Source organism: Halorubrum marinum, from assembly GCF_048381195.1.
GTDB lineage: Archaea > Halobacteriota > Halobacteria > Halobacteriales > Haloferacaceae > Halorubrum.
Genome location: NZ_JBLWMM010000004.1, coordinates 213773 through 238684, shown reverse-complemented (window position 1 = coordinate 238684; position 24912 = coordinate 213773). Strand labels below are relative to the sequence as shown.

General features: G+C 66.5%; 18 protein-coding genes. 9 read left to right on the top strand and 9 right to left on the bottom strand.

Annotation, left to right across the window (positions count from 1 at the left end):
• The first annotated feature begins 43 nt into the window (after window positions 1–43).
• Window positions 44–2194: an assimilatory nitrate reductase NasA gene (gene nasA / locus ACNSN4_RS07600; protein WP_418285198.1), complete on the top strand. Its 2151-nt coding sequence runs from the start codon at window positions 44–46 to the stop codon at window positions 2192–2194.
• A 539-nt stretch (window positions 2195–2733) separates the two neighbouring features.
• Window positions 2734–4083: an MFS transporter gene (locus ACNSN4_RS07595; RefSeq protein ID WP_418285197.1), complete on the top strand. Its 1350-nt coding sequence runs from the start codon at window positions 2734–2736 to the stop codon at window positions 4081–4083.
• Between the two features lie 65 nt (window positions 4084–4148).
• On the opposite strand, the gene ACNSN4_RS07590 is transcribed toward ACNSN4_RS07595, so the two are convergent.
• From ACNSN4_RS07590 to ACNSN4_RS07580, 3 genes are all read right to left on the bottom strand, one after another.
• A complete protein-coding gene (locus ACNSN4_RS07590; RefSeq protein ID WP_418285196.1) occupies window positions 4149–5429 on the bottom strand; it encodes an amidohydrolase in 1281 nt (426 codons plus the stop codon).
• 146 nt (window positions 5430–5575) lie between these two features.
• Window positions 5576–8557 carry a DUF1508 domain-containing protein gene (locus ACNSN4_RS07585; protein WP_418285195.1) on the bottom strand — a complete coding sequence of 994 codons (2982 nt, stop codon included), beginning with the start codon at window positions 8555–8557 and terminating at the stop codon, window positions 5576–5578.
• A 77-nt stretch (window positions 8558–8634) separates the two neighbouring features.
• On the bottom strand, window positions 8635–8967 hold the full coding sequence (locus ACNSN4_RS07580; protein WP_418285194.1) for a 30S ribosomal protein S10: 333 nt from the start codon (window positions 8965–8967) through the stop codon (window positions 8635–8637).
• A 203-nt stretch (window positions 8968–9170) separates the two neighbouring features.
• Between ACNSN4_RS07580 and ACNSN4_RS07575 the strand changes: the two genes are divergently transcribed.
• Together ACNSN4_RS07575 and ACNSN4_RS07570 are read left to right on the top strand one after the other, a co-directional pair.
• Window positions 9171–9617 (top strand): bis(5'-nucleosyl)-tetraphosphatase, encoded by a 447-nt coding sequence (locus ACNSN4_RS07575; protein ID WP_418285193.1) that lies wholly within the window; start codon window positions 9171–9173, stop codon window positions 9615–9617.
• A 54-nt stretch (window positions 9618–9671) separates the two neighbouring features.
• Window positions 9672–10673 (top strand): DUF5787 family protein, encoded by a 1002-nt coding sequence (locus ACNSN4_RS07570; protein ID WP_418285192.1) that lies wholly within the window; start codon window positions 9672–9674, stop codon window positions 10671–10673.
• A 4-nt stretch (window positions 10674–10677) separates the two neighbouring features.
• On the opposite strand, the gene ACNSN4_RS07565 is transcribed toward ACNSN4_RS07570, so the two are convergent.
• Entirely contained in the window at window positions 10678–13749 is a 3072-nt protein-coding gene (locus ACNSN4_RS07565) for an FAD-binding and (Fe-S)-binding domain-containing protein (RefSeq protein WP_418285191.1), read from the bottom strand.
• A gap of 338 nt (window positions 13750–14087) precedes the next feature.
• Entirely contained in the window at window positions 14088–14924 is an 837-nt protein-coding gene (locus ACNSN4_RS07560; RefSeq protein ID WP_418285190.1) for a ferritin-like domain-containing protein, read from the bottom strand.
• 600 nt (window positions 14925–15524) lie between these two features.
• Between ACNSN4_RS07560 and ACNSN4_RS07555 the strand changes: the two genes are divergently transcribed.
• From ACNSN4_RS07555 to ACNSN4_RS07545, 3 genes are all read left to right on the top strand, one after another.
• Window positions 15525–16121: an LUD domain-containing protein gene (locus ACNSN4_RS07555; protein ID WP_418285189.1), complete on the top strand. Its 597-nt coding sequence runs from the start codon at window positions 15525–15527 to the stop codon at window positions 16119–16121.
• Window positions 16114–18399: an LUD domain-containing protein gene (locus ACNSN4_RS07550; protein ID WP_418285188.1), complete on the top strand. Its 2286-nt coding sequence runs from the start codon at window positions 16114–16116 to the stop codon at window positions 18397–18399. The genes ACNSN4_RS07555 and ACNSN4_RS07550 overlap by 8 nt, the downstream gene beginning before the upstream one ends.
• Before the next feature lie 121 nt (window positions 18400–18520).
• Window positions 18521–18826 carry a PRC-barrel domain-containing protein gene (locus tag ACNSN4_RS07545; RefSeq protein ID WP_418285187.1) on the top strand — a complete coding sequence of 102 codons (306 nt, stop codon included), beginning with the start codon at window positions 18521–18523 and terminating at the stop codon, window positions 18824–18826.
• Between the two features lie 70 nt (window positions 18827–18896).
• Here ACNSN4_RS07545 and ACNSN4_RS07540 read toward each other — a convergent pair whose 3' ends face one another.
• From ACNSN4_RS07540 to ACNSN4_RS07525, 4 genes are all read right to left on the bottom strand, one after another.
• Window positions 18897–19223, bottom strand: coding sequence for a DUF5789 family protein (locus ACNSN4_RS07540; protein WP_418285186.1), 327 nt, complete (start codon window positions 19221–19223; stop codon window positions 18897–18899).
• Window positions 19224–19322: 99 nt separating this feature from the next.
• On the bottom strand, window positions 19323–19739 hold the full coding sequence (locus ACNSN4_RS07535; protein WP_418285185.1) for a JAB/MPN domain protein-containing protein: 417 nt from the start codon (window positions 19737–19739) through the stop codon (window positions 19323–19325).
• 13 nt (window positions 19740–19752) lie between these two features.
• Complete coding sequence (locus ACNSN4_RS07530) at window positions 19753–20445, bottom strand: hypothetical protein (protein ID WP_418285390.1); 693 nt, start codon at window positions 20443–20445, stop codon at window positions 19753–19755.
• A gap of 124 nt (window positions 20446–20569) precedes the next feature.
• Window positions 20570–21130 carry a thioredoxin family protein gene (locus ACNSN4_RS07525; RefSeq protein WP_418285184.1) on the bottom strand — a complete coding sequence of 187 codons (561 nt, stop codon included), beginning with the start codon at window positions 21128–21130 and terminating at the stop codon, window positions 20570–20572.
• Window positions 21131–21325: 195 nt separating this feature from the next.
• Between ACNSN4_RS07525 and ACNSN4_RS07520 the strand changes: the two genes are divergently transcribed.
• Entirely contained in the window at window positions 21326–23788 is a 2463-nt protein-coding gene (locus tag ACNSN4_RS07520) for a DNA topoisomerase VI subunit B (protein WP_418285182.1), read from the top strand.
• Complete coding sequence (locus ACNSN4_RS07515) at window positions 23789–24874, top strand: DNA topoisomerase IV subunit A (protein ID WP_418285181.1); 1086 nt, start codon at window positions 23789–23791, stop codon at window positions 24872–24874.
• The last annotated feature ends 38 nt before the right edge of the window (window positions 24875–24912 follow it).

Below are 24912 nucleotides of genomic sequence, written 5' to 3'. Positions count from 1 at the left end.
ATAGTTCGAAGATATTCGTGATAAAAGGCCACTGTTATCCCTTATGAGTGATCGTAACCCGACGACGTGTATGCGGTGTGCGGTGGGCTGCGGCTATCGGCAGCGCGGCACGGACGACGGACGCGGGAACGTCGACGTCCGCGGCGACGAGGCGCACCCGACGAACCGGGGAGCGACGTGCAGCCGAGGGGTGCGCGAGACGGTCGACCCGGGCGGCACGCGGGTGACGGAGCCGCTGATACGTCGCGGCGGCGAGCTCCGGCCGACGGACTGGGACACCGTTCTCGGGACGGTGTCGGTGCGTCTCATCGAAGCGCTCAGAAACGGGAACGACAACGTCGCCGTGCTGGGAAGCGGACAGCAGACCAACGAAGCGGCGTACGCGCTCGGCAAACTCGCCCGGGGCGGCTTCGGGACGCGGTACTACGACGCCAACACCACCCTCTGTATGGCCTCGGCGGTACAGGCGTATACGCAGGCGTTCGGGAGCGACGCGCCGCCGCCGACGTACGACGACGTCCCCGACGCCGACACCCACGTCGTTTGGGGTGCCAATCCGAAGATCGCGCATCCGGTGTTGTACCGCTGGATAGCCGAGAGCGCGGCCGACGACGCCGACGAGTTGATCGTCGTCGACCCCGTCGAAAGCGAGACGGCGGCCGACGCGGACCTCCACGTCCGACCCGAACCGGGGACGGATCTGGCGTTGGCGCGGGCGACCCTGGCGCAGATCGTCGACGACGGCGCCGTCGATCGTGAGTTCATCGACCGACACACCGACGGATTCGAGGAGATGGTCGGATCGCTGCCTTCAGTCAACATCGCGGCCGAGACCGCCGGCGTGTCGATAGAAACCGTCGAACGCCTCGCCGCCGCGGTAACGAAACAGACGCTCGTGTACTGGGGGATGGGCGTCAATCAGAGCGTGCAGGGAACCGGCACCGCTCGGTCGCTTATCGACCTCTGCTTGGCGACCGGGAACCTGGGTCCGGGCAGCGGTCCGTTCTCGTTGACCGGACAAGCGAACTCGATGGGAAATCGAGTCTGTGCTTCGAAGTCCTCATGGCCGGGATATCGCCCGTTCGACGACGCCACACATCGCAAGGCGATGGCGAACGCGTGGGGGGTCCCGCTGAGTAGACTCCCCGACTCGTCCGGACCCGGATTCGTGCGGATCATCGACGAGCTCGCTCGGGACAATATCGACGTGTGCTGGACGGTGGCGACGAACCCGGTCGCGGGGATGCCGGACGCGAGCCACGTGAAGCGTGCCCTCGACGACACCTTCCTGATCGTGCAGGACGCGTTCCACTCCGACACCGTCGAGTTGGCCGACGTCGTGCTGCCCGCGGCGACGTGGGGCGAGTCCGAGGGCACGGTGATGAACATGGAGCGCCGCGTCTCCCGGGTCACCGCGGCGCGAGAGCCGCCGGGAAGCGTCCGACAAGACGCGGACATCATCGGCGCGATCGCCGACCGCGTCGTCCCGGACCTGTTCGGCTCGGTTCGGCTCGATCCCGAGGCGCTGTTCGACGAGGTCGCCGCACTGACGCGCCACACGACCGCCGATTTCTCGGGAATTTCATACGAGCGGCTCTCCGATGAGTTAGCCGTCCGGTGGCCCGCCCCCGACGCGGAGACGGAAGGCGGCTATCGGTACTACGAGCCGAGAGACGGGGACACGGCGAGTGGAGAGGCCTCTGGCGAGTCGTGGTCGTTCCACACCGACTCCGGTCGAGCGCAGTTCTCGAACGCCTCTCACGAAGGTGTCCCGGAACCGATCGATGAGGCGTATCCGCTGACCCTGACGACCGGTCGTCGGCCGGACGCGTACAACACCGGAGTCCGGACGCGGACCGAGGCCAGCGACGGATCGAGCGCAACGGCCGCGCGAATCCACCCCGAAACGGTCGCCGACAACCTGCAGGCGTTCGACCGGGGGCGAGTCGTGATCGAGTCTCGCCGGTCCGCGGTCGCGGTCGATGCGATCCCCGACGCCGATATCCCGCCTGGGCTCGTCTGGCTCCCGATCCACAACCCGGCCGCGAACGAACTCACCCTCTCCGCCGCGGACCCGGAGTCAGCCGAGCCGAATTTCAAACAGTGTGCGATCTGCCTGAGCGCTCCGGACGACGGCCAACCAGACATCACCGGCAGCTCGAAACGATCGAACGGGACCGAGTCGTACTCGTGAACTGCCGGGCGTTGACGTGGGATCGATACCCGTAGCGGAACGTCAGCGTCCTCTGGCATCGGCAGAAATTTCTTCGGTTGGTCGATCCACGAGCGACTGAGCCGTCGCACTCACGGAGACGATCGGGCACTGAACGCCGGTGGAGCTACTGCGAAATTTATATTGTATATACTATTTCGCGTTCCGTGTTCATGATGTCGCTTTTCAAATAACCTCTCGATAGAGTGTGGGTATTATAATTTCTCTGCAATCGCATCGGATATATGTTTCTAGCGGCGGATACTGGGAATGCACAAGTAGTATCTTACAAAATACGAATATTGTCAACCGATCTGCTTATTAATATACAGAATTTGTTGTAGAAGCGTGAGAAAAGATATGTTTGGCCATGTTAAATCCGGATCAATACTCAGATCGAAATTCAATGAGCACGAATATATTCCGCTTCGGACGCTCGGAGAGGTGGCCGCTCCGAGTGGACGGTGGACGAGCGTCGACGTCGCTGTCGCCGTTGACCCCGCTATCGGAGGTGACTCCTCGTGAGACCGAGCGATCTGCTCTACGGCAAGTACCGGAACCTCATCCTGGCGACCGCGATGTTCAACCTCGGATTCGTCATCTGGTTCTCGTTCGCCCCGTTCACCGGCGGAATCGCCGACGAGTTCGGTCTCTCGATCCAACAGTTAGGGATCGTCGCGAGCACCGCCATCGTGGCCGTGCCGCTGGGTCGTATCGTCATCGGCCCCCTGACCGACCGCTTCGGTGCGGACGTGACCGGCGGCGTCACGCTCGTCACGGTGGGCGCGTTCGCCATTCTCAGCGCCTTCGCCCAGACGTACGAGGTGTTCACCGCGTCGCGGATCGTCGCCTCGCTCGCCGGTATCACGTTCGTCATCGGGATCCAACACGTCGCGGAGTGGTTCGAAGAGGAGAACCTCGGAACTGCGGAGGGGATCTTCGCGGGAATCGGTAACGCCGGGGCCGGACTCGGCGCGTACTTCACGTTGCCGCGGATCTTCGGCGAGGGGTACGTCGACCCGATCTTCGGCTCGGCGTTCCTCGCGACGTCTTCGAACTGGCGGGCGGCGTTCTTTTACACCGGCGTGCTCGCCGTCCTGCTCGGGATCGCCTATTACGTCCTCTGCGGTGCGGCGAAGACCGAGGCGAAACGGGAGGCGACGAAGGCGGGCGTCAGCTGGGAGCAGTGGCGGTTCATCGCGACCCGATACGGCGCCGTGGTCCTCTCCGTGGCGTACGTGATGACGTTCGGCCTCGAACTCGCGATGAACGGCTGGCTCGGGACGTACTACCGCGAAGCGTTCGGACAGGGAGACATCGTGATCGCGGCGACCTTCGCGGCGACCTTTTCGGTCGCCGCCGGGCTCTTACGCCCCATCGGCGGGTACGTCAGCGACGTCGTCGCGCGCAACGAGCGGGACATCCTCCCCGTCTTCCAGGGCGAGTACCGCAATCAGTGGACGTTCGCCACGCTCGTGTTCGTCATGCTCTCGATGTTCGGCATGACGCTCGCCGGGCTGACGGGGAACATCTACGTCGCCGTCGTGGCCGGCTTCCTCGTCGGGACCGGCTGTGCGTTCTCCGAGGGGGCGATCTTCGCGCAGGTCCCGGCGATGTTCCCGAACAACTCCGGCTCGGTCGCCGGGATCGTCGGGGGAATCGGCACGGTGGGCGGCGTCGTCTATCCCCTCGCCTTTTCGGCCGCGTTCCTCCCGAACCTCCACGTCGGCTACGCGATCGTCGGCGCGTCGATGATCCCGATCATCGGGCTCACCGCGTGGGTGTTCCAACCGAAGATCGCCGCGCGAGCGAACGACGACGGCTGGTTCGTCTCCGGCGAGCGAATCGTCGCCGCCGGCGACGACGACTGAACCGACGCACCTCATCTCGCGGAAGCCGAAACCGCGGTCGCGAGGGGCGTACCGGATCCAGGCTCTTACGGCCGCGTCTCGGCAACCTGCCGGATCGCGCCGGCGAGCACGTCGATACCCACCGCCAAGTCGGACTCGACCACGTCGAAGGTGCTGGTGTGGTGGCCGCCGGGGTGATCCGTACCGACGCCGACGTAGCAGGCCAGTCCGCCGTTGTCCTGTACCGCCTGCATCAGGAACGTCGCGTCCTCCGAGCCGCCGAGTTCAGCGCTTTCGACGACGTTCGTGACGCCGTCCGTGTCGCCGGCGACGTCTCCGATGATCGCCGAGAGCGCGGCGTCGCTCGTCGCGCTCGGTGCCTCACCCAGCGTCGACACGTCGACCTCGCAGTCGTGCATCTCGGCCGCCGAATCGAGGATCCGGTCGGCGTGGTCAGACATGTAGTCGGCCAGTTCCGTCGTCGCACCCCGAACCTCCCCCTCGACGTACGACTCCTCGGGGATGATGTTCGTCGCCGTGCCGCCGCCGACGAGGCCGGCGTTCACTCGCGTCGGGCCGTCGGCGTGCCGCGGGATCGCGTAGAGGTTCTGTATCGCGGCCGCCATCGCTTGCACCGTGTTCCGTCCCTCCTCGGGTCGGGCACCGGCGTGGGCCGGCTCGCCCGTGAACTCCGCGAGGAAGTGGCGCACCGCGAGGAACCCGTCGATGCCGCAGACGACCTCGCCCGAGGGGTGATCGAGGCCGATGTGGACGGCGTAGAGGTAGTCGACGTCGTCGAGGTGACCCGACTCCGCCATGGGCTTGCCGCCGACGATCTGCTCCTCGCCGGGCTGGAAGAACACCTTGAGCGTGCCCGAAAACTCCGAGGCGAGGACCGCGTCGAGGACGCCGAGGCCGATCGTCGCGTGGACGTCGTGACCGCAGGCGTGCATGAACCCCTCGTTCTCCGAGCGGAACCCCGCGTCGGCGGGGACGTGCCCGTCGGCCGTCGACTCCGTGATCGGCAGGGCGTCGATGTCGACGCGGAGCCCGATCACGGGGCCGTCGCCGCGTTCGACGACGGCGACGCAGCCGGTGTTGCCGCCGGCGAGCCGATCGAGGACAGACGGGTCGGCGCCGCCCTCGCGGGCGCGCCCTTCCCACTCGGCGAGCTCGTCGTCGTCCGGGACGTTCCGGCGTTCCGCCGTCGCCAACGCGTCCGGGCCGACGTGGAGCGCGGTCAGGTCGCGCTCGCGCAGCTCCTCGACGATGCGAGCGGTCGTGTAGAACTCGCACCACGCGGGCTCCGGGTGGCGGTGGAGGTCGCGTCGAAACTCGGTGTACGCGTCGGCGTCTCGCGTGCTCATACGTCCGCATATACCCGACACGTATTAAACGGTCCAGTGGCGGGCTGGTTCTCCGGAACCGGTACCGGAGAACCGCAGAACCGCTCGCCTTTATGACGCGTTCCCGACGATCCCTACATCACGATCCCTACATCACGAGCCCTCACTCACGCGGTGTCGGGGTCTGCGGCGGTTTCCTCGATACGGACGTCCTTCGCGTCGCTCACAGGTTCGCTCCCGACTCTCGGCTCGTCCTCGTTTTCCAACTCCGACCCGGGTCCGTCGAGCAGTCTGACGGGTGCGATCGGGGCGTAGCGCCGGATCCGTTCGACGCCGTCGCGCGCTCCCTGCCGCGAAGCGTATCCTTGGCCTGAATCCAGTAGGATGTTGCCGTTACGGTGTCGAAGCCGGAACCGGTGCTCGCCGGCTCGGTCCGCGTATAACTCGAAGGCCGCGCGGCCGATATCGAGGAGATCGGCGACCGGAGCGTACTCCCGAGCGCGGGCGAACGACTCGCGGACCGCTCGCTCCCTGCCGAAGGACTGAGCGCTACGGGCGACAGGGCGACTGTTCCCCGCACGAAGCCGCCATCGGTACTCGCCCCTGTCGTCTCGCGTTAGCTCCGGTTCCACATCGGGATCCGCGAGACAGTCGCGCGCGAGGGTGGCCCCCTTCACCGCTCCCGAACGGGACGTATACCCCGCCGACGACGTGGCGAGTGCACGACCGTTCGGCCCCACCAGCCGCCATCGCCAGGCGGCTTCCTGATCGCGGTACACCTCGATACCGGCCGGCTCACACCGGAGGTACGCCGCGGGACCGACCAGCTCCCGAAGCGCGGTTATCGCCCGTAAGACTCCCCGACGAGAGGCGTACCCCTCTCCGCCGTCTGACAGTATGTTCCCGTTCTCGTGTCTGAGCCGGAACCGGTGTTCGCCCGCCCGGTCGGTGTACACCTCGAACCGAGCGCGGGTCCACGGCACCTCGTCGGGCTCTCCCTCCCGTAGGGTGGTCGACCCCGCCGCCGGTCGGAGCCGACGCTTCGTCGCCTCCCGTTCCGTCGTTTCTTGCCCTCGCTTGGGCGTCACGTGCCAGACGCCCGGTGCGCCGGCGAGTTGGAGATACAGCGCGTGTATCTGGATCACCCACCCGACGGGGATCCAGAGGTACGCGTGACCCAGCACCCGCACTCGGCGGCCGATACCCCGCGGGAGGACGATCTCGGGGTCCCGTATCGTCGCGTAGCCGATGGAAACGCCGCGTGCGGGCAACAGTAGCAACGCGAGACCGACTGCGACCGCCACGGGCAGCGGACTCGCGAACCCGACGAGTGACAGCAGAAGCAACGCCGGAAACACCGTGTATATCGGTGCACTCACTGAGGCGAACAACAGCCAGCAGACGCCGAACGTACGTTTGACCCCGAGAGAGCGCCACGACCGAACCACGTTAGGGGCGTGTTTGGCCGTTACTTGCGCCCACCCGCGCGCCCATCGGACGCGCTGGCGGATCAGCGCCGGAACGGTTGCCGGATTGAACTCGTATGCGACCATCTCAGGGTCGTAAGCCACCCGCCAGTCGGTCTCTATGAGCAGTCGAAGCGTCAGGTCGATGTCCTCGGTGAGTCGATACGGAGACCAACCGCCCACCGCCGGCGGCACTTCACGCCGGAAGATCGCCGCTGACCCGGCGAAGTGAGCGGCACCGAACACATCGCTCATGAACGGATGTTCGATCCACGTGCTGTGTTGTCGGTCCGCGCTGACGAACCGTGAGAGCGCGTTCGATTCCGGGTATTTCGCCGCTTTTCGTCCCTGTACGACGCCGATCTCTGGATCCGCCTCCAGCCGCGCGAGTCCCCGAGAAACGAACTCGTCGTCGATCGTCTCGTCGGCGTCGAGAAGCAAGGCGTACGGCGTCTCGACGTGCTCCCACGCGGCGTTGAGATCGCCCGCCTTCGAACCCGCGACCCCCGCTATCACTCGGACCCGGTCGGGATACTCGTCGCGGAACTCGTGAGCGACCGCTACCGTGTCGTCCGATGACTTCGCCGCCGGCAACAACAGGAACTGAATCCCCGGCAGCGCTTCCAGGTTGTGCGAGAGGCTATCGGGCAACACCTCGCCCTCGTTTGCCGCGGACACCACAACCGTCACCGGCGCGTCCGGGTCGAGTGGATCCGGCTCCGGCCGGTCGCGCCCGAGCCAGCGTCGGGCGTGGAGAACCATCAAGTACTCAAACGTGACACTGAGGGTCAACAGTACGAGGTATCCGCCGAGAAGCGGAAGGAACACCCGAGTGTCCGCCAGAAGCAGCGCGAGGGCTAACGTGTTCAACGCCACCACCGTGGCGACCGCGTGCTGAGTCGCCGTCGAACCCACGCTCGTGAGAACTGCCGGTAGTTCTGGAATGCGCGGCACGGGCGTCTGCACCGCGAGTGCCCCCACGAAGCCGACACCGGCGACGACCGCCGCCGGCCGCGTCGCCCAAGACGCGGACACGATCGGATCGGATCCCGCGGTGAGCGCGACGAGAACCGCCGAGAGCGCCCCGGCGCCGACCGCCGTGAGCAGCACCGTCTCCCAGTTACTCGGTACGGTATGTGAACGCGGCGGAGAGACGCCGGACACCCGTTGGCGCATCCAGAACACGTGAACCGACAGAGCCGCGAACCCGGCGGTGTACGCCAGCAAAGCCGCTCGCGGGGCGAAAAAGCCGGACTCCAACACGAGCGCCGACCCGAGCAGTACCGCGACGTGACCGCTAAACGGTACGGCGACCCGCTCGCTTCGAGACGCTCCGGAAATACGCACGTCGATCGCGACGAAGAACGCCTGCACGCCGGCCGTCAGCGAGACGATACGCACGGTCGTCGGCAGCTCGACGATTGCCTCTCCGGCCAGAAGGAGGGCGACGAGGAGCGCGACGGTCCCGAACACGATAGTTACCGCCCCGCCAATCGGTCGGGCGGCACGGGCCCGCGTAATTCGCCAGGCGTCCCCGAGTGCGGCGACCGTCAGCACCGTCATCCCGACAGCAAGGAGCGTCCAGCCGATCGGGTGCTCCCACAGACCAACGGCAACGACTCCGACGGCCGCGACGGAAACGCACACGAACCAGAGAATATCATATAATCGAGAATGTATCATTCAAGAGAATATGTTCGGTGAGGATATATATGTGACTCCTAGCGTGCGGGAACGGAGCCTCGCCGTGCAGAAGGTGGTCAGTCGCGTCGGTGGCCGAGCGGCTTCTTCTGATCGACCTCGACCTCGACGTGGATCGAGTCGGGAAAGTCGCGGCCGACGATGTCGCGAGCGATGTCGTCGGCCCCGTGGATCTCCATCGACCGTTTATACACCGAGTAGCTCCACGGCGAGAACTCGTCGCCAGCGCGGAGCTGCTTATAAAGCGGGACGCGGACGGTTTCGGTGGGGGTCGCGTGCGGGCCCTTACACTCGGCGCCCTTCCGTTCGATGGTCGTTTTGAGCTCCTGGACGGTCTCGGCGAGCACGTCGCGGTCGCCGGACGCGAAGGAGAGTTTCGTGACGAAGGTCATGGCTGGGGGTCGTGCGTGGATGGTCGCCCGACGCCTAAAAACGCATCTACCGCGGACGACCCGCGGCGTCGGGGTCATTCTGGCGGTTTATATCCACCGGTTCAAGCGATCAGCGGCGCGCAAAACGGCGGATGGCGTCTGAAACGGCCGGTGTGTTAGCCACTCCGACACCCTCTTTAGGGGTGATGGCTTACCTGACGCTAATGACGGTCGAAGCGACCAGCGCTGGAGCCATCCTCTTCCGCGACACCCGCGGCGAACGGGAGTACTTACTCCTGAAGAGCCGACCGGGGGACTGGGAGTTCCCCAAGGGCGGGGTCGAGGGGGACGAGGAGCTCCAGCAGACGGCGATCAGGGAGGTGTCGGAGGAGGCCGGAATCGAAGATTTCCGGCTGATCGACGGCTTCCGCGAGGAGTACGACTACGTGTTCGAGGCGAACGGCAACACCATCCACAAGACGGTTCACCTGTTCATCGCGCGCTCGTTCGAGGCGAGCGCCGAGATCTCGAACGAGCACCGCGACCTGCAGTGGCGCGACTACGACCAGGCGCTCAACACCATCACCCAGGACGGGCCCCGCGACATCCTCGAAGGCGCCCACGAGTACCTCGACGAGCGGAAGGACGACGAGACGGGCGAGTACGTGTGAAGTGCCGGCGGTGACCGGCGATTCGTTTTTATTCAATCCCCTACAACCGCAGCCGTGACCCCGGACGCGGAATTCGGCTACGAGCTCCTCGTTTGCCGGTACGCCGAGCTGTCGTGGCACCCGAGCGACGGCGTCCGGCCGGCGATCGTCTCGCGTCAGCTCGGAACCGCGAAGCGCCGCTGGGACACGGTCGTGATAGAGGTCGATCCCGAGGCGTTCGCCGCCCGTCGAGCGTTCGGCGACCGGACAATCGACTCCGACCTCCTCCACGTCGTCCGCCACGCGCCCGCCGACTGGGCGTGGTACCGCGACGCGCTCCCTCACCCCGGGTACCCGTGGCGATACGTCCGGCAGGCGGTCCACCGCGCGGCGGGACGGGACCTGATCGAGAAGCGGCGGCGGAACAACCGCATCCAGCTCCGCCGGAAGCGACCGTATCCCGACTGGGTGGCGCGGATCGTCGCGGTCGAGAACAAGCCGGACCTCGACCGGTCCGCGGCGGATCGCCTCTCGGACCAGCTCGCGCACGACGTCGAGGTCGCCCTCGCGGACGAGGCGTGGCTCGCGACGGAGACCACGGGGGAGCGCGTCGAACCGGCGCTCCTCCGCGAGATGCCGGTCGAGGCGGGCATCCTCGCGACGGATTTCGCGGGGGGCGTCGGGGGCGACGACGCCGACGTGGCGTGGCATCCGAGCGACCTCTCGCCCGCGAACGGGGCTGTCCGCGACCCAGAGACCGAGACCCGTCGGCTGGAGATCGCCGAGCGCGCCTACGGGAAGGGGTGGCGCTCCTTCCGAGACACGATGCGACCGGACTGCAGGCACTTCGAGCTGCGCCGCGAGGGGCGGGCGCTCGTGCCGTACTGTGCGGCCAAGGAGACGCTACCGACCGCGAGAGAGTGTTCGGGCTCGTGCCCGTCGTTCTCGCCCGAACCGCCGCAGTGGCGCACGAAGGGGTGGCCGATCGAGGGCGGTCCCGGGAAAGCGCTCTCGAAGGTGCTCGATCGGCGGTGGGAGCGCGAGCGCGATCGGTTCGCCTCCGGCCGCGACGACTGATTTCTCAGTTTAACGCCGCAGCCAGCTTCTCGATCGGGTGCGGCGGCTCCGGCGCGCCGTCGTCGCGCTCCTTCAACTGACTCCGGCAGGAGGCGCCCGGCGCGACGACCTCGTCGCCGTCGCTGGCGTCGACCTGATCGAAGAGGATCCGACCGATCGCCTTGCTCATGGAGTAGTGCTCCGCCTCGTAGCCGAACGAACCGGCCATCCCGCAACACGACGAGTCGAGTGGGTCGACCCCGTAGCCAGCCCGGCGAAGGACGCCGACCGCGTGGTGGTCCTTCTTCGTCGCTTTCTGGTGGCAGTGCCCGTGGTACGTGAGCGACTCGGTCGGCGCGTCGAACGAGAGCGTCTCGTCGAGCCGGTGGGCGTCGACGAACTCCATGATCCCGTAGGTGTGCTCCGAGACCGCGGCCACGTCCGCGTCCGGCACGTCGCTCGCGTCGCCGTCGAGCAGATCGTGGTAGTCCGTCTGCAGCATGACGGCGTCGGAGGGCTCGACGACGACGACCTCCCACCCGTTCTCGACATCGGGCGCGAGCGTCTCGACGGCCTCCCGGGCGACGGCCCGTGACGTGTCGAGCATCCCCTTCGAGTGCGGCGGGCGGCCGCTGCCGTCGACGTCCGGAATCTGCACGTGGCAGTTCGCGGCCTCCAGCACGCGCACCGCCGCCTTTCCGGCCCCGGGGTTGGTGTAGGTCGTGTACACGTCGGGGAAGAGTAGGACTTGCCGGTCGGCCGCCTCGGGCGAGACCATCGCTCCGCCGCGCGCCTCGAACCAGTCGGTGAGACTCTCGGAGCGGAAGGTGGGGAGGTCACGCTCGCTCGCGAGCCCGAGCGTCTTCTCCATAACGAGGCCCGCTCCGGGGATCTTCCCGGGGAGGTTCGAGAGCGGAGCGAGCGCCGATCCGAGCGGCGCGAGTCGCTCGAAGTTACCGAGGAGACGAGTACGCAGGTCGATCCCGTGTTCCTCGTGGTGCGCGTGTTCGACCTCCGCCTTCAGCTTCGCCATGTCGACGCCGCTCGGACAGTCCTTCTTGCAGCCCTTACAGCCGACACAGAGGTCCATCACCTCGGTGACGAACTCGTCGTCGGTGGGGTCGTCGGGGAGCTCGCCCGAGATGGCCCCTCGAAGCATGTTCGCCCGCCCCCGCGTCGCCTGAATCTCCTCTTCGGAGGCGCGATACGTGGGACACATCACGCCGCCCGTGGTCTCCTGCGGACCGCGACAGCCGCCGCAGCCGTGACAGAGCTCGACCATCCCCTGCATCCCGTTGTCGACGGCCCACTCCATCGCGGGATCGAAGCCCGCGTCGTACTCGTAGTCGGCGTCGAACCGGAGGTTCTCGCTCATGTCGAAGTCGCCGCAGACGTTGCCGGGGTTCAGCAGCCAATCGGGGTCGAAAGCGGTCTTGAGGCCGCGGAACGTCTCCCAGAGGTCGTCGCCGTACAGCTTCCGGTTCCACTGGGTCCGCGCCCGGCCGTCGCCGTGCTCGCCGGAGACGCTCCCGCCGAGTCGGACGACGGCGTCGGTGACTCGGTCCGCGATGTCGACCATCGCCTCCACGTCGTCGACGTTCTTCGTGTTGATCAGCGGACGGATGTGGAGCACGCCCGGCCCGGCGTGCGCGTAGAACGTCGCGAACGTGTCGTTGTCCGCGAGGATCTCCTGGAACTCCCGCGTGTACTCGGGCAGGTGCTCGGGCGGGATCGCGCAGTCTTCGATGAAGGAGATGTGCTTCTCGTCGGTGGTGCGCGACAGCAGGATCGGCAGCCCCGATTTGCGCATCTTCCAGAACCGGTCGCGCTCCGCGGGGTCGTGCGCCTCCATTGCGGTGACGGCGCGTCGCGGCTGGCTCGTGATATCGGACGCCCCCTCGCTCGGGGCGGCCTGGGTCTCGGGACGGGTTCGATCGTCGGTCGCGCCAACCCGGTCCGCAATGAGGTCCGCGACTTTCTGTCGACCCGCCTCGTCGGTGTCGGCGTAGAACTCGATGAGGAGCACGGAGTTGGTCCCGTCGGGGAGCATTCCGACGACGTCCTCGAACTCGGGCGTCTCGGCCGCCAGTCCGAGCAGGACGTCGTCCATCACCTCGACGGCGGCCGGATCGTGTTCGAGCGCCGGCGCCACGTCTTCCATCGCGTCGAGGAGGTCGTCGTACGTGAGCAGCGCGACGGCCTTCGTCTCCGGAATCTCGACGAGGGACACGGTCGCCTCCGTCACGGTCGCGAGCGTCCCCTCGCTGCCGGCCATCAGCCGTCCGAGGTTGACGACGCCTTCCTCGCCGTACTCGCCGCGATACTCGGCCAGCAGGCGGTCGAGGTTGTATCCGGAGACGTTCCGCTTCATCTCGGGGAACCGGTCGTCGATCTCGTCGGCCTCCTCGTCGAGTATCCGGACGATCTCGGCGTGGATCCGCGGGAGGAGGCCGTCGGCGCCGGGGTCCGCGGACTCGCGGAGCTCCGACACGGCGACCTCGCCGAACGTAGTGACGGTACCGTCCGCGAGCACGACCTCCAACTCCTCGATGTAATGGTCCGTCTTCCCGTACTTCAGCGAGTGCGATCCGGTGGAGTTGTTGCCGATCGCACCGCCGATCGCCGACTTGTCCCGCCACGCCGGGTCCGGAGCGAACTTCAGGCCGTGGGGCTGGACGGCCGCGTTGAGATCGCCGACGTACGCACCGGCCTGCGCGGTGGCGACCCTCGCTTCGGGATCGGTCGAGAGCACCGCGTCCATCGAGTCCGTGAGATCGAGGACGACCGCCTCGTTGACCGTTTGTCCCGCCAGTGAGGTGCCGCCACCTCGGGGAAGCACCGGGATCCCTTCCGCGAAACAGTACTCGTGAACCGCGGCCACGTCCGCCGTCGACTCCGGGACCACGACCCCGATCGGCGTGACTTCGTACGCTGAGGCGTCGGTCGCGTACAGCCGCCGCGAGTATTCGTCGAATCGCACGTCGCCGTCGACGCGCTGCTCCAGTGCGTCGACCAGATCCGGGCGCTCAACGTCGCCCCCAGTGTAATCGAAGTTCGCCCCCTCCAGTGGATCTGGATCCGGCGTGTTAGTTGCCATGTGAGTGTGTCACGGTCGAAGTATGAAAAATCCCCTGACCCCGCCGGGAGTGTGAGAACCCGCCGAGATGTCGACAGCCGGTCGGGTACTATCTCCTTGCTCTGTCGAGCCCTCGACCGAGGAGTCGGCGGGTTCGGTCACCGAGCGGTGATTGTGCGGATTATCGTCAGCAGAGGCGCAGTGTCTGTGCCGTACGGTGCGGAGACCCGATCGTCGTATACTCTGTCAGCGGTGAGTGAGCACTGGGCTGCGAGAAGTACGTCAAAAAAGAAAGCCGTCAGTACGCCCGACGGGCGTACTCTTTCGCGGAGTCGTTCTCAGTATCTACTCTCCGCGCTTTACTCGCCGTCACCGTTTTCGTCACCGTTTCCCGGCGAGTCGTCCTCTCCGTTTCCCTCTTCTTCCTCTGCGTCCGCTCCGTTCTCTTCTTCGCCGTTCTCTTCGTCTTCATCTGCGTCCGCTCCGTCCTCCTCTTCGCCGTTCTCTTCGTCTTCATCTGCGTCCGCTCCGTCCTCCTCTTCGCCGTTCTCTTCGTCTTCAGCCTCCTCTTCGCCCACGATGAACGGGGCTGCGAGCTCAAGCACTTCCGAGCGGGAGCGGGCCGCATCGAACGCCTCCGGGTAGCCGGTTTGGTTGGTCAACGTGCGAACGAAGGACGCGTGTCGCGCCTCCACGCTGTGAATACTGAGCGCGGGTGCGACCAGGTCCTCGTTCTCGATGTGCGGTGCAGCGCCGGCGTACGCAGAGACGCCGATGTCTTCGAGCATGGCGGCGGTCGCGAGGAACGGCTCCACGTACTCGACACGCAGTCCGAAGTCGAACTCCAGATCCTCGACGGGTTCACCGCCCAACTCCTCGATCGTCTCACCGAGCACCTCCGCGTGCGTCTCCTCATGTTCCTGTATCGTCTCCAGTTCTTCGTACGCCCTGTCTGCCAAGGCGCTGTCCTCCTGGAGCACGTTGCAGGTGCAGAGCTCCTCCTCGCTGATGTTTTCTAGCGCCTGCCGGTAGAAGTCCGCTTCGAGGAGTTCGAGCGTTCGCGCATAGTTGAGAATCTCGATGTCGTCCTCGAACTCGTTTTCGGCGGCCTCCGGTTCCTCTTCCTCGGTTTCCCCCTCCTCCTCTTGTTCCTCTCCGTCCTCTTCTTGAGCGCTAACGGGGGCTACGATCCCCACGCCAGCCGCGAGCCCACCGAGAGCACCGGCAGTCCCGGCGACGAACTGTCGTCGTGTGTTGTTTGGGCTTTTCCTCAGCAGATTGTCGCCGTCTGAATTTACCACATCACCGCTTCGAAGAGACTCGTATTTGTTATGCGCAGGCACAATTCTACGCCGAATTAGTTCATAAAAAAATTCATAAGGATTACCCGGAACTCCACGCCCGCACGGAGAGCCATGGTCTAGTGGTAAGGAGATATTTTCTGCAGTAATACATTTATATATGGTAATTCACACTGGACCTCACTTTCACACCAATCCGCGTACCCGACCCTAGTGAATCGCCAGACCGCGTTTGATTTCACGGTTTTACGGCTCGCTTAATGCTGTAGACCGCACACGTCAGGACAGTTTCACAAAACTCGCAGTCCCATCCGTGCGCTCGGTCGGCTAATCCGGACAGGTGTGACAGCAGTGTTGGGCGCTTCGGTCCTCGAGTGCTGATTATCGCGCGGCATCGCCGATACGGACGCAGTCTAGCGATTCAGTGGATGGCGGCGAGAGACCGTCGCTGGGAATCGACACAACACACAAATACTCTCCGACTGACCGTTCGGTATGTCACTCGCCGACAGATCGACGTTCAAGCGTCGCCTCGACGACCTCGGCGTGACCATCAGCGAGGGTCCCGAGAGTGCGTGCGCCGAGTTGGTTTCGGAGGCTGCAGGCGACCCGGCGGTCGGGATCCCGCTCGGCCGGAGGGACGAGGAGTCCGGTGAGTCGGACGGCCAGACGCCGTCGCTCCCCGACCGCGTGGTAACGGATCCGACGACCGCCGAGCTGCGCGCGGCCCACACCGGCGTCACGAGCGCCTCGCTGGGTATCGCCGAGTACGGGAGCGTCGCGATCGAGGCCGACACGGCCGGCACCGAGCCCGTGAGCCTCTTCGTCGATCGGCACGTCGTCGTCCTCCGCGAACGCGATATCGTGCCGGACATGCCCGACGCGTTCGCGTGGCTCGGTCCCCGCGCTCGCGACGAGTCGGTCGACGTGGTGCTCGCGACCGGCCCGAGCGCGACCGCCGACATGGGTGGGCTCGTCCACGGCGCGCACGGACCGAAGGAGGTCCACGTGGTGTTGCTTCGGGAGGGGACCGACGCGGAGGCTCGGGGGGACGGCGACGCGTCCGAGTCGGAGGTGACCTCCGATGAGTAGCGACGCCGAGACGGGCGACCAGACGGAGACGGCTAATCGGGCGGGGACGGCAGATCGAACTGCGAAGGCCGACCGGATCCGCGAGCTGATGGCGACCGAGGGCGACGCCGTCGCGGCGAATACCCGCGGGTTCAATCAGGGGCGCTACGAATCGACGGCGCGGCTCACTGACTACGAGGAGTTGAAAGACGAAGCCCGAGCGATCAAGGAGGACGCGATCGCGCAGCTTCCCGAGCTGATCGAGCAGGTGAGAACAACCGTCGAGGCCAACGGCGGAACCGTCTACCTCGCTGACGACGCCGAGGACGCGAACGAGTACATCACCGAACTGACGGCCGAAAAGCGGGACGCGGATCGGCTTATCAAATCGAAGTCGATGACCTCCGAGGAAATTGAGGTGAACGGAGCGCTCGAAGGCGCCGGCGTCGAGGTGGTCGAGACGGACCTCGGCGAGTGGGTGCTTCAGCTCGCCGACGAGGCGCCGTCGCACATCGTCGCTCCCGCCATCCACAAGTCGCGGGAGGGGATCGCGGAGCTGTTCGCGGAGCGGTTCGATCCCGATGACCCCCCACAAACCGCCGAGGAGCTCACGATGTTCGCCCGCGAACGGTTGGGCGAACTAATCGAGGGCGCGGATGTCGGAATGACCGGCGCGAACTTCATCGCGGCCGACTCCGGCACCATGCTGCTGGTCACCAGCGAGGGAAACGCCCGAAAGACGGTGACCGCGACCGACACGCACGTCGCGGTCGCCGGGGTCGAGAAGATCGTTCCCACCGTCGAGGATTTCTCGCCCTTCGTCGAGCTGATCGGCCGGTCGGGGACGGGACAGGACGTGACCTCCTACATCTCGACGCTGACGCCTCCGGTCGACTCCCCCGTTCCGGACTTCGAAGACGACGGCCCGCTCGCCGACGGCTCGGGCGACGACCGCGAGTTCCACCTCGTGTTGATCGACAACGGGCGGCTCGCGATGCGCGAGGACGAACAGCTCCGGGAGACGCTGTACTGCATCCGCTGTTCCGCTTGCTCGAACTCCTGCGGGAACTTCCAGAGCGTCGGCGGCCACGCCTTCGGCGGCGAGACGTACTCCGGCGGTATCGCCACGGGCTGGGAGACGGGAATCGAAGGGCTCGACGTCGCCGCGGAGTTCAACGACCTCTGTACCGGCTGTTCGCGCTGCGTCCCGGCCTGCCCGGTCGGCATCGACATCCCGTGGATAAACACGGTCGTCCGCGACCGGATCAACCGGGGAGAGGCGGACCCCGGGCAGACCGACTGGCTGTTCGAGGAGCTGGTCCCCGACGACGAGCCCGCGGGACTCGACCTGTCGACCCGGCTCGTCGGCAACTACGAGACGCTCGCGAAGTGGGGCAGCCGGACGGCCCCGCTTGCGAACCGGCTCGCCGATGTCGGGCCGCTCCGTGCGGTCGCGGAGCGCGTCGCGGGTATCGACCGTCGACGCGATCTCCCCGGGTTCGCCTCGGAGCCGCTGGTCGACTGGTTCGAGGCGCGCGGCGGGGCGATGGTCTCGCCCGAGGACGCGGAACGCGAGGCCGTGGTGTACCCGGACACGGCGACGAACTACGTCGATGTCGACCGCGGGAAAGCGGCGGTCAGAGCCTTGGAGGCGCTCGACGTCCGCGTTCGTGTCCCCGACCTCCCGGGTAGCGGTCGGCCGCCGCTCTCACAGGGGATGATCTCGACGGCCGAATCCGCGGCCGAAGACGTGTACGCCGGGCTCGCGACACACGTCGACGCCGGGCGCGACGTGGTCGTGATCGAACCGAGCGACCTGGCCATGTTCCGAAGCGAGTACGAGAAGTTCCTTCCGGAGGCCTCGCACGAGCGGCTCGCCGAGGCCAGCTACGACGTGATGGAGTACCTGTTCGGGCTGTTGGAGAACGGCGGCGACCCCGCCGGACTGCGGGCGCCGTCGGCGGGGACCGGTCCCGTCGCGTCCGGACAGCGGGTCGCCTACCACCCGCACTGTCAGGCCCGGACGATCGGCGTCGGCGAGCACGCGACCGCGGTGATGGAGCGGCTCGGCTACGACGTTCGCGTCTCCGACACCGAGTGCTGCGGCATGGCCGGCTCGTTCGGCTACAAGACGGACTACTACGAGCTGAGCATGGACGTCGGCGAGCCGCTCCGCGAGCAGTTCGGCGACACCGATCGAACCGTCGTCGCTGCGGGGACCTCCTGTACCGAGCAGTTGGACGCGCTGCTCGGCGCCGCGCCGATGCACCCGGTGGAGCTGGTCGCGCCGCGGGAGTGAGCGACCGAGAGCTCGGCGTCTCCCGCGGGCTCGGCGTCTCCCGCGGGCTCGCCGTTGATTCGTCTGACGGGCGTCGTTCGACAACGAACGCTTAATAGGCGCGCTCGTGACCGTATTCCATATGAACGCAGTCCCGCAGGAGATCACGTCGCTCGTCGGTCGTGAGGTGTACTCGAACAACGGCGTCTTCGTCGGTGAGATCGAGGATGTCAGGCTCGATCTGGACGCGGAGGCCGTTACCGGGCTCGCGCTCGCCGAACTCAACCGCGAGCTGTTCGCCGGGCGTGTCGATCGGAACACCGGTGTCATCGTCCCGTACCGCTGGGTCCGGGCCGTCGGCGACGTCGTGCTCGTCAACGATATCATCGAGCGGTTCGATACCGGTACGGACGAACAGGAAGCCGAGGTTGGGCAGTCGGTCCAGTAGGCTCAGTAGTCGGTCCAGCAGTCGTGCCGGACTGCGTCGGCCCGCCGCAAAAACCGGGAACGGCTCGCGCTCAGAAGGGAAGCGCGTCGCGCAGGCTCGCTAAGAATCCGCCGTTCTCCTGTCGCTTTCTGTCGAACACCGGATACAGCGCGTCGAGCAGTTCGGTCTCGTTCTCGAACGACGTCTGCGGCACCTGGTCGAGCGCCGCGGACAGCGTCACCGTTCGACCCTTGGCGTCGTACGGGATCTCCTGATCGCCGAGCGCGTCAAGTAGCTCCTCGCTCGTCGCGGGAAACGACACGTCCGCCTCCTCGACCCGCTCGTCGAGCACGGCGATACCGAACTCGATCGCTTCGGGCTCTGAGGATCCGCCGCCGCCGGGTGGGCGTGCTGCCATTGGGTCGTGATACTCCTCGGGAAGCTTTAAACTCCTGCTCGTCAGCCGACGAACGGATCCGCCGCAGAGTGACGCGTGGGAGCGGTATGGGGTCTGTGACTACTCCGGCACCGACTCTTCCGGCGGGGCCGCGTCGACGACCGCCAGCTCGACGCCGTCGCCGGTACGGTCGAACGCGGCGACGGTATCTCCGTCGTACGGAGGGACGGCGACGAGCACGACCGCGGCGAGGTCGTCCGTCTTCGACACTCCCAGGAAGCCGTCCGGGTGCGAGACGAAGCGCGCACTCCCGTGTCCCGCTGGCGTCCCGAGTTCGACGCCGAACACGGCGTTCACCGATCCGCCGACGCCGGTGAGCGTGAAGTGCGTCAGCACGGGAATCGCCGGATCGAGTCCCGTGGGTTCGTCGAACTCCCCGGCTCGTGTGGCGGAGAGTCGCAGATTCGTCTCCTCGGGGTCGCTGTCGGCGGCGTGGTCGAGCAGGACGGTCAACAGATCGCGGGTGATGTGGATCACGGGAGCGACCGAATCAGATCCCGAGCGCCGAGCGCAGGGTCTTCGCGTACAGTCCGGGAGCCTTCCGCCGGGAGCCGGAGAGCGCGTCCTCGACGGCGATCGCGGCGTTGTCGAGGACACCGACGCCGTGGCCGACGAGAACGCGGTCGGGGTTCAGTCCCGAGAGCGCCTCGTGCGGCGGGGTTAACCGGAGCATCGGGTGCACGCCGAGCCGCTCGCGGTCGCCGCGGAAGTACGAGGACGACCCGAGCGACTCGGGGACGATCAGCGTCTCGCCGTCGAAGAGCCCGACCTCCTGCCACGGCGGAAGCGAGGAGTCGCGGATCCGAAACGCCTCGAAGCCGGTATCCGCTAGCCGTGAACCGAAGCGCTCGACTGGGACGTCGAGCTCGTCGGCGACGCCGTTCATCCATTCCGGGACGTAGACGGGAACGTCGTGTCGCCGCGCGATGGCCGCGCTGTCGCGCGTGTGGCGGTCCAACCCGACGACGACGCCGGCGACCGTCCCGAGATCCGCGAGGAGGTCGTCCACTCCGGGAGCGTCGACGGGGTCTATCACCCACACGTCGTCGCTCTCGGTCTCCTCGTTCGACACGCTGACCGCGTGGCTCGCGCGCTCCATCGTCTCGTCGGGATACGCGATCCAGCCGACGCCGCCGCCGAAGCGATCGATCTCGTGGAGATCGGCCTCGCCGTCCGCTTTCATTGGCATACTGACCGTTCGGCCTGCACCCCTTTCAACCCGTCTCTCGGATCGATCGTCGTCGGCGGCTCAGGACTCGACCACGACTCGACCACGATTCGACCACCGTAACGCGCGCTCGCGGGCGCTACTCGTCCGGCCACTTGATCGAACAGCCCCGAGAGGGCCGGTCGGGAACGTCGACCTCCTCGCCAGCGAGAACCGACTCGACCGCCTCTCGGACGTAGAACTCGGTCGGTTCCTCGTCGGGGTTGAGCGCGTCGTCGAGGCGCCCGTGGTACCGGAGGCGCCACGCTCCGTCCTCGCGACCGAAGAGGAATGGGTCGGGCGTGCACACGGCCCCGTACGCCGCGGCGATCTCGCCGGTCTCGTCGCGGAGGTACGCGTCGTAGGCGACGGTTCCGTCGGCGACCCGCTCGCGCATCGCCTCGAACGAGTCCTCCGAGTACTCCGTGTCGTCGTTCGGATTGATCCCGACGACGTCGAGCGCGTCGTACTCGTCCGCGAGCTCGTTGAGGAGCCCGAACTTCGCTTTCGCGTACGGGCAGTGATTGCAGGTGAACACGATCAACAGCGCCTGCCCGTCGAACGACTCTAAGGTGTGCGTCTCGCCGTCCGTGCCGGGGAGTTCGAACTCCGGTGCGGCGTCGCCGCGTTCGAGATCGGAATCGGATTCTGCTGCGACCATACGCGACGGTAGCGTCGCCGAGGGCAAAACCGTTCGGTGGCCCGCGGCGGGCGATGCGAGTCGATCGTCGCGTCGTCGCGGTCGGGTGGGACCTCGGCCCACACACGGGGCTTATCTGTCGTCACGCGTCCGTCTTCACTTCCGCCTCGCTGGCGGTGCGTTTTTAGGTGCTTCGGTGAAAGGGAGGGATACCGAATGACGTCCTTCCAGTCGACGATCGGCGACGAGGAGGGGATCGCGGAGGAGCTGGCCGAGGGCCAGCGCGAGATCTCCATCGCCGAGTTCTTCGAGAAGAACAAACACATGCTCGGGTTCGACTCGGGCGCCCGCGGGCTCGTCACCGCCGTCAAGGAGGCGGTGGACAACGCCCTCGACGCGACCGAGGAGGCCGGCGTCCTCCCCGATATCTACATCGAGATCGAGGAAGTGGGCGACTACTACCGGCTCGTGATCGAGGACAACGGGCCGGGCATCACGAAAGAACAGCTCCCGAAAGTGTTCGGGAAGCTTCTGTACGGTTCGCGGTTTCACAAGCGTGAACAGAGCCGCGGCCAGCAGGGGATCGGGATTTCAGCGGCTGTACTGTACTCTCAGCTCACTTCCGGCCAACCCGCAAAAATCACGTCTCGTCCGAAGGGACAGTCGCGGGCGCAGTACTTCGAGCTCATCATCGACACCGACACGAACGAGCCGGAGATCAAGGCGGACGAGGAGACGACGTGGGACCGCCCCCACGGCACGCGGATCGAGTTGGAGATGGAGGCGAACATGCGCGCGCGCAACCAGCTCCACGACTACGTGAAACACACCGCCGTCGTCAACCCGCACGCGCGAATCGAACTGCGCGAACCGGGGCTCGACGAGCCGCTGAAGTTCGAGCGCGCGACCGACGAACTGCCGGCGGAAACGGAGGAGATCCGCCCGCACCCGCACGGCGTCGAGCTCGGTTCGCTGATCAAGATGCTGGAGGCGACGGAGTCGTACTCGGTCTCCGGGTTCCTCCAGGAGGAGTTCACGCGAGTCGGCAAGAAGACCGCCGACAGCGTCATCGACAACTTCCGCGACGTGTACTACGGGCGCGAGCTGTCGTGGTCGCCGCCGCGGGCACACGACGATCGCGACGTCGAAGCCGCGGTCGCAAACGCCGTCGCCAACAAGGGAAAAGACGCGACCGCCGCCTTCGCTGAGGGCGTCGCCGAGACGGTCGCGGGCAACGACCGCCTCTCGCGCGCCGAACTCGCGGAGATCGTCGAGAATATCGCGGAGAACGTCGAGGACGGTACCGGGCGGACCTTCGGCGAGACGGTCCGCGAGAACGCGGTCGCCGCCGCATGGACCGCGATCAGCGGGGCGGGTGGCGACGCCGACAGCGCCGCCGACGCTGACGGCGACGGGGGTTCGACGGACCCCGTCGAGGCTGCCATCGCCGCGGACGTGTACGCCTTAGTCGACGACGCGACGTCGACGCGAAAGGACGACGCGGCGGTGCAGGCGATGACCGACGCGCTCGTTCGACGGTTCGCGAACCTCGACGGGGACGCGTTCAGGGTCACCCGTGACGACCTCGAACGTCTCGTCGCCGACGCCGCCTCGTTCGTCGCCGAACAGCACGACGCGACGTTCGGGGAGACCGCTCGAGAGAACATCGTCGAGGCGCTCTGGTCGCGAGCCCGCACGGTTCCGGACGACCCGCCGAAAGTCCGTGACGTCGCCGCCGACCGCGACGCCTCGGCCGACCTCCTCGAAGCGATGCGGGTGACGGACATCCTCGCGCCGCCGACGGACTGCCTCGCGCCGATCACGGCCGAACTGGTCGAGGCCGGGCTCCGGAAGGAGTACGACGCCGACTTCTACGCCGCCGCGACGCGCGACGCGGAGGTCCACGGCGGTGACCCGTTCATCGTCGAGGCCGGTATCGCCTACGGCGGGGAGATCCCCGCGGAGGGCTCGGTCGAGCTGCTTCGCTTCGCGAACCGCGTCCCGCTCGTCTACCAGCGCGGCGCGTGCGCGACGACCGACGTGATCAAATCGATCGGCTGGCGCAACTACGGGCTCGACCAGCCCGGCGGCTCTGGGATGCCGAACGGGCCGGCCGTCATCTCGATTCACGTCGCCTCCACGAACGTGCCGTTCACGAGCGAGTCCAAGGACGCGCTCGCGAACGTCCCGGCGATCGAAGACGAGATCGAACTCGCGGTGCGGGAGGCCGCCCGCGAGCTGAAGTCGTATCTCAACAAGCGGCGGTCGATGCAGCAGCGCCGGGAGAAACAGAACGTGCTCGGCACGATCCTCCCCGAGATGGCCGACAAGGTCTCGGAGGTGACCGGTCGACCGCGCCCGAACATCGACGGCGCGTTGGCGCGGATCATGAACAACGTCAGCGTCGAGCGCGAAGTGAACGGCGAGACGGTGACGTTGATCGTGGAGAACCACTCGGACGTGAGCGAGCGCCTGGAGATCACGGACATCGTCTCGACGGAGCCGACGGACCTGTCAGACGGTACCGTCGTGGACATGGACGGCGAGTGGTTCGTCCAGTGGAAACCCGAGGTGGGTTCGGGCGACGAGCGGGAACTGACGTACACGACAGCCGACGACGCCGACTTCGAGATCAGTGTCGGCGGCGTCGAGACGGAGAAACTCACGGTGAACGCGTAAATGACGACAGACAGCGACGCACGAGACGAGCTCATCGATCTGGCCGCGGACTTCTACGACCAGTTCGCGGGCGGGAATATCCCGGAGATGACGCTCCCGACCCGGACGAAGAGCAACATCGAGTACGACACCGAAAGCGGCGTCTGGACGTACGGGGACCGTACGTCGACCCGGAGCGCGAACTCCGTACGGGGCGCTCGCAAGCTGCTCAAGGCTGCCTACACGATCGAGTTCCTGGCGAACCAGCTCGACGACGGTCGCTCCTCCACGCTGCGGGAGCTGTACTACCTCTCGGAGTCGTGGGACAACAACGAGGCGCAGTTCGGCTCACAGGACGAGTCCAACGACCTCGTGGAAGACCTCGAAATCGTCACGGGCGTCACCCGCGAGGACTTCCACATGCGCCCGGAGGAGTCGGGCGCGACGCTGATGGGGCCGCTGCTGCTCCGCGAGCAAACCCGCCGCGGCGAACGCGAGATCCACTGTCAGGAGGACGTCGGCACGGGGGGCTACCAGATCCCGAACAACCCGGACATGATCGACTTTATCGACGACGACATCGACTTCGCGCTCGCCGTCGAGACGGGCGGGATGCGCGACCGACTCGTCGAGAACGGGTTCGACGAGGACTACAACTGTCTCGTCATCCATCTCAAGGGCCAGCCCGCGCGGGCGACCCGCCGGATCACGAAGCGCGTCCACGACGAGCTCGACGTGCCCATCGCCGTCTTCGCCGACGGCGACCCGTGGTCCTATCGGATCTACGGCTCCGTGGCGTACGGCTCGATCAAGTCCGCACACCTCTCGAAGTACCTCGCGACGCCCGAGGCGCAGTTCGTCGGGATTCAGCCGGAGGACATCGTTGAGTACGACCTGCCTTCGGATCCGCTTTCGGACTCCGACGTGAACGCTCTCGAATCGGAGCTGGAAGATCCCCGATTCCAGACGGACTACTGGGAGGAGCAGATCGAACTGCAGCTCGACATCGGAAAGAAGTCGGAACAGCAGTCGCTCGCGAGTCGAGGACTCGACTTCGTCACCGACACGTACCTCCCGGAACGGCTCGACGCGATGGGCGTGATCTGAGGGCGGTCACCGGCGCGGGCGTTGGCGCGGGACGTCGG

Coding starts and splice junctions, on each gene's coding strand:
- nasA (WP_418285198.1), top strand. CDS start 44: ATGAGTGATCGTAACCCGACGACGTGTATGCGGTGTGCGGTGGGCTGC.
- ACNSN4_RS07590 (WP_418285196.1), bottom strand. CDS start 5,429: ATGAGCACGCGAGACGCCGACGCGTACACCGAGTTTCGACGCGACCTC.
- ACNSN4_RS07585 (WP_418285195.1), bottom strand. CDS start 8,557: ATGATACATTCTCGATTATATGATATTCTCTGGTTCGTGTGCGTTTCC.
- ACNSN4_RS07580 (WP_418285194.1), bottom strand. CDS start 8,967: ATGACCTTCGTCACGAAACTCTCCTTCGCGTCCGGCGACCGCGACGTG.
- ACNSN4_RS07575 (WP_418285193.1), top strand. CDS start 9,171: ATGACGGTCGAAGCGACCAGCGCTGGAGCCATCCTCTTCCGCGACACC.
- ACNSN4_RS07565 (WP_418285191.1), bottom strand. CDS start 13,749: ATGGCAACTAACACGCCGGATCCAGATCCACTGGAGGGGGCGAACTTC.
- ACNSN4_RS07555 (WP_418285189.1), top strand. CDS start 15,525: ATGTCACTCGCCGACAGATCGACGTTCAAGCGTCGCCTCGACGACCTC.
- ACNSN4_RS07550 (WP_418285188.1), top strand. CDS start 16,114: ATGAGTAGCGACGCCGAGACGGGCGACCAGACGGAGACGGCTAATCGG.
- ACNSN4_RS07545 (WP_418285187.1), top strand. CDS start 18,521: ATGAACGCAGTCCCGCAGGAGATCACGTCGCTCGTCGGTCGTGAGGTG.
- ACNSN4_RS07540 (WP_418285186.1), bottom strand. CDS start 19,223: ATGGCAGCACGCCCACCCGGCGGCGGCGGATCCTCAGAGCCCGAAGCG.
- ACNSN4_RS07530 (WP_418285390.1), bottom strand. CDS start 20,445: ATGAAAGCGGACGGCGAGGCCGATCTCCACGAGATCGATCGCTTCGGC.
- ACNSN4_RS07525 (WP_418285184.1), bottom strand. CDS start 21,130: ATGGTCGCAGCAGAATCCGATTCCGATCTCGAACGCGGCGACGCCGCA.
- ACNSN4_RS07520 (WP_418285182.1), top strand. CDS start 21,326: ATGACGTCCTTCCAGTCGACGATCGGCGACGAGGAGGGGATCGCGGAG.
- ACNSN4_RS07515 (WP_418285181.1), top strand. CDS start 23,789: ATGACGACAGACAGCGACGCACGAGACGAGCTCATCGATCTGGCCGCG.